This window comes from Tissierella sp., assembly GCF_052089545.1.
Taxonomy (GTDB): Bacteria; Bacillota; Clostridia; order Tissierellales; family Tissierellaceae; genus Tissierella_A.
Window position 1 is genome coordinate 984 of sequence record NZ_JBQDAA010000137.1, and the last position, 5,485, is coordinate 6,468.

A 5,485-nucleotide genomic window follows, 5' to 3' on the forward strand; every position below is an offset into this window, starting at 1 on the left:
TTCTTCTTTTAATAAATGTTTATATATATCAGATTTAAAATCAGATACTTCACTTATAGAATTCTCAAAATGAAATAAGTATTTCATATTATAAAGATCTGTTATTGAAAAATATTTTAAAGTTATGTTTTCTAAAATATTTGCATAGTGTTTATCTAAATATCCTGATTTATAACCATCTAAATATATAAGAAGCTCTAATTTATTTATGTCTTCGTGAATAAGTTCTCCCAAATTATATGCTATTAAATGATTACCTCTTCTATTTTTCAATGCTTTTCTTATGTTTTTCCTAAGTCTCTTTATGGATATATATTTGGGAAATATATTATTTATATTATTTTCTAGATCATATAAATTCAGAAGGATATGTATACAATTTATGTCATTATTAAATAAAAAATTATATTTTAATCCTTCATATAAATCATAATGTTCTGGATCTGATAATGCCATAAATCTCCCTCCTTTATTACAATTATTACCATCACATGATTATTTAAACAATTATATATTATTTATATAATGTATTTTTGACAGCAAATACTATTATACTACAAAATTCTTAAAAATTATACAATAAAAGCTATAAACTTATACAAACTTAATATCTTTCTAAAAAAAGAAAAATATATTGGAAATCCAATATATTTTTCTTTTAAATTTAATATAAGGCTTTTATACTTCAAATACAAATTGTCTTTGCAATTCTTCAGAATAAGAATTTATAGTATCTAAAATAAAATAACTTATTTTAGTATTAAATTCTGCTGCAAAATCTAAATCATTATTAAAACTAAATTTAAGTGAATATTCTTCTATTACAGACTCAATATAGTTTTTAATTTGCGTTTTCAAATCTATAAATTCATTTTCATATAGGTCTATATCATTTGTCCATATTACATGTTTTTTAAAATCATGATGTTTAACATAATTATTTAGATCTTTTTCATATCTAATATGTTTTTTCATTGAACCTATAAAGGTCCATCTTTTTGCATGTGGAGCACATACATAATCAGTTAAATAGTGCGATATTATACCGATCTTTCTACTTAATAACTTTATAGTTATAGAGTCTACGCCACCATTGAAATCTACATATCTACTCATGAATATGATTTTTATAATCTCTTTTATGATATAATCTATACTTTCATCCTTGTAGTGTCTAATAAATCTATATTTAGGCAAAATATCTGGAGCTATTGAACCCCAAAGTAGTTTTTCTTTATCTAGTTTTAGTCCGTAATTTTCAAATACATTGTTGTACACATCTGTTGCTATAAGTTTATGGCTATCTGCAAATATTTAAAACCACTCCTTCATGTTAGTTATATTTCGATTTGTCTTCTACTTTATAATATAATACTTTATGACTTTAGTCAACTTTTCATGGTTTTTATATGTAATAATCTATTTATTAATTTTAAGTATATTAAAATAGTTTATAAAAAATATAGTAGCTAGTATCGATACTAGCTACTATATTTTTATAGTTCTCCCTCTTTAGTAAGTGCTGTTGTAATAGGTGGAACTATTTGTTTTTTTCTAGAAAGTACTCCTTTAATATAAAAAGAGTTATCTACTACTTCTTTCTCAAAAGCTTGACCTATTAATTCTATATTTTCCCCTACTACTATTATTTCAGATGCTTCTTTAAATATATCAGTAAGTACCAATATAAAAGTAGCATAAGCTTTGTTTTTTCTCTTTTCTTCCATAAGTTTTAATAACTCATCTTTTATATCTTTTAAACTTTCTCTGTTCATTGTATAAACTTGTGCTATTCCTATTTTTTCTTCATTTATTGTAAATTCTTTAAAGTCTTCTTTTAACAATTCTTTTGGAGTTTTACCTTTTAGAGATGTGCCCTTTTTAAACATCTCCATAGCAAATTCCTCACTATTTAAATCCGCTATTTTTTCTAATCTTTTAAGCATAATTTTATCAGTTTTGGTAGAAGTAGGTGATCTAAATAAAAGTGTGTCTGAGATAATTGCTGCTGCCAATATTCCTGCTATTTTTTTAGAAGGTCTTCGTCCATTTTCAAAGTATATAGATGCAATTATTGTAGCTGTGCTTCCTACTGGTTCATTTCTAAAATAAATAGGTCCACCAGTAAATACATCCGCTACTCTATGGTGATCTATTATTTCTAATATTTCTGATTCTTCAAGCCCGTCTATAGATTGACTTCTTTCATTATGATCTACTAGGATAACTTTCTTTTTCATACTGGATATAAGATGATATCTAGATATAAGTCCTACTACCTTTTTATTATGATCTACTACTGGATATGATCTATACCTAGTTTGAGACATTTTAATCTTTACATCATCTACTAAATCATCTAAATAAAATAAACTTAAATTTTCTTTTGTAGCTACATAATCTATTGGTATAGATTGTGTTATTAACCTTGATGCTGTAAAAGTGTCATGAGGTGTGATTATAAGGGATATATTGTTTTTCTCAGCCTTTTCTATTATTTCCTTATCTACTTCAGCATTACCAGTTATAACTAACAACGAAATATCTTTGTCTAAACAAAGAGACTGACTATCTTTTCTATTTCCACATATAATTATGTCATTTTCCTCTATACTTTCTTCTACACTTTCAGGTTTCATAGCAAGAACTAATATTTTCCCTGTAAATTTATTTCTATTTTTTGAAATAAATATAGGTGTAGCAGAAAGAGTATCTATTATATTATCAATTGATGTGTTCGATTTACCAATTATAGAATTATCCCATACATCAATATATGACTGTATAATATCAGAAATAGTTACAATTCCAAGTAATTCTTCATTTCGGTCTATTACAGCAAGACTATTTAAATTATTTCTTTTCATAAGCTCTAATGCCATTCTCAATGAAATATCTGATATAACAGGTGATATTTTATCAAAATTTAAATCTTCTACATTTAATTTTAGCGTTTCAAGAAGTGCTGGAGTCTTTACATTAAAATAATCCAATATAAATTCTGTTTCTTTATTTATATTTCCTAATCTTACAGGAACAGCTCTTATATCACCAATTATATTTTTATATTCCGAGTATGCTATAGCTGAACATATAGAGTCTGAATCTGGGCTTTTGTGTCCCGTAATGTATACTGTATCCTTCATATTATCCCTCTTTTATAAAACATTTTTATATGTTACCAAATATTATTTCCCTAAAAACAATGTACCTTTTTGTTTCCCTTTTCCTAAGTCTAAAATTATATTTTCTTGCTTTCCTTTTGCAACTATTAAAGAAGCTCCATATGGTATTACTATTTTAGCTGCTTCTATTTTTGTTGATATGCCTCCAGTTCCAAATGAGCTGCTTCTACCTATCGCTATCTTTCGTTCTAATTCTTCAGGATTTTTTACTATTTCTATAAGATTTGCATCTTTGTATTCTACTGGACTTTTATCATATATACCGGCTATATCGCTTAATATTATAAGTAAATCACCACCCCAAAGTTCAGTAGTTTTAGCAGCTATGATATCATTATCACCTATTTTTATTTCTTCAACACACACTGTATCATTTTCATTTATAATAGGAACTACTCCTTCATCTAATAATGTAAATAAAGTATTTCTAATATTAAGCGTTCTAGCTTCTGATTCAAAATCTTCTTTAGTTAGTAGCACCTGTGCTATGTGTACACCATGTTCTGCAAATAAATTTCTATATGAATCCATAAGTTCAACTTGCCCAATGGCACATAGAGCTTGTTTATAGTTTATATCCTCTTTTCTTGACCATTTACCTATTGTACTAACTCCTGCTATCCTAGCCCCAGAAGATACAAGTATTACTCTTTTACCACTATCCATTAAGGTTTTTACTTGAGATGCTAAGTTTTTTATAAACTTTCTATCTATAATCCCATCTTCACTTGTAATAGTACTACTACCTATTTTAATTACTACTTTTTTACTGCTTTCTATAGTGTTTTTCATAAATTCGCCTACTTTCTAATTTGTCCTTCACCCATTACTAAATATTTATATGTTACAAGTTGCTTTAATCCTATAGGGCCTCTTGCATGAATTTTTTGCGTGCTTATCCCCATTTCTGCACCAAATCCAAATTCAGATCCGTCTGTAAATCTAGTGGAGGCATTTACATATACTGTAGAGGCATCTACTTTTCTTTGAAATTTGTTAGCATTACTAAGGTTTTCAGTAATTATGGACTCTGAATGTTTAGTACCATATTTATTTATATGCTCAATTGCCTCATCTACATCATTTACTATTTTTATGGCTAAAATAGCATCTAAAAATTCATTTTGATAATCTTCTTCTTTTGCTACATTTACATTTATTATTTCTTTTATATCTAAAGATCCTCTTAGTTCAATCTTATCTTTTAAAGCTTTATAAACTTCCGGCAAAAATTGTTCTTTTATTTTTTCATGAACTAATAAAGTTTCGCATGCATTGCACACGCCTAGTCTTTGTGTTTTAGCATTTACTAAAATATCTAATGCATTGTCTAATTTTGCACTTTCATCTACAAACAAATGACAATTTCCTTCACCAGTTTGTAAGGTTGGAACTGTTGAATTTTCTATTACAAATTGTATGAGACCTTTTCCACCTCTTGGTATAATCAAATCTATATATTCACTTGCTTTTAACATATCTAAAACTAAATCCCTATTAGTATCCTCTATAAATTGAACTGCCTCTTCTGAAATGTTTGAGTTTTTTAATCCTTCTTTTATAGATCTTACAAGCTCAATATTAGAGTTTATAGCCGATGAACTACCTCTTAATATAATACAATTACCTGACTTTAGTGCTAAACTAAAAGCATCTACAGTAACATTTGGTCTGGACTCATAAACAATTCCTAAAACCCCTATAGGAGTAGTCATTTTCGATATATTCAGTCCATTTTCTATAGTCCAAACTTCATTTGATTCCCACACAGGATCCTGTAATTTTATTACTGTATTTATTCCTTCAATAATACCATCTATTCTATCATTATCTAACATAAGTCTATCTATTAATGCTTCATTAGTATTATTTTTTCTTGCTATTTCAACATCCTTGTTATTTGCTTTTAATATTTCTTTTCTATTTTTTTCTATTGATTCTGCTACCTTTTTTAAAGCTAAGTTCTTATCTTTTGTTGTTGCTATAGATAATTCATTTTCCACATTTTTCAATGCTATACCCTTTTCTTTTATATATGTCAATTTTATTCCCCCTTATAATTTTATATTATATATTAAGTATATCATATATTCTAAAATAATTTAATATATTAAAAAAACACTTAAAATTATAAATTAATATAACTTTAAATGTTTTAATGGCGTACCCTGAGGGATTCGAACCCCCGACCCCTTGATTCGTAGTCAAGTACTCTATCCAGCTGAGCTAAGGGTACATAAATCTTATGGAGCGGGTGAAGGGAATCGAACCCTCGCAATCAGCTTGGAAGGCTGGAGCTC

Annotated in this window: 4 protein-coding genes, 1 tRNA gene and 1 pseudogene; all 6 read right to left on the minus strand. The window is 27.2% G+C overall.

Annotated features, from left to right (window positions below):
* Nucleotides 1–456: pseudogene (locus ACTHW2_RS09555) on the minus strand (hypothetical protein); the annotation flags it as partial.
* A gap of 222 nt (nt 457–678) precedes the next feature.
* On the minus strand, nt 679–1,314 hold the full coding sequence (locus ACTHW2_RS09560) for a zinc dependent phospholipase C family protein (RefSeq protein WP_442263710.1): 636 nt from the start codon (nt 1,312–1,314) through the stop codon (nt 679–681).
* Nucleotides 1,315–1,496: 182 nt separating this feature from the next.
* Nucleotides 1,497–3,146, minus strand: coding sequence for a putative manganese-dependent inorganic diphosphatase (locus tag ACTHW2_RS09565; protein ID WP_442263707.1), 1,650 nt, complete (start codon nt 3,144–3,146; stop codon nt 1,497–1,499).
* Nucleotides 3,147–3,188: 42 nt separating this feature from the next.
* Complete coding sequence (gene proB / locus ACTHW2_RS09570) at nt 3,189–3,977, minus strand: glutamate 5-kinase (protein WP_442263708.1); 789 nt, start codon at nt 3,975–3,977, stop codon at nt 3,189–3,191.
* An 8-nt stretch (nt 3,978–3,985) separates the two neighbouring features.
* Nucleotides 3,986–5,227, minus strand: coding sequence for a glutamate-5-semialdehyde dehydrogenase (locus tag ACTHW2_RS09575; protein WP_442263709.1), 1,242 nt, complete (start codon nt 5,225–5,227; stop codon nt 3,986–3,988).
* 117 nt (nt 5,228–5,344) lie between these two features.
* A tRNA-Arg gene (locus ACTHW2_RS09580) sits at nt 5,345–5,421 on the minus strand.
* Nucleotides 5,422–5,485: the final 64 nt, after the last annotated feature.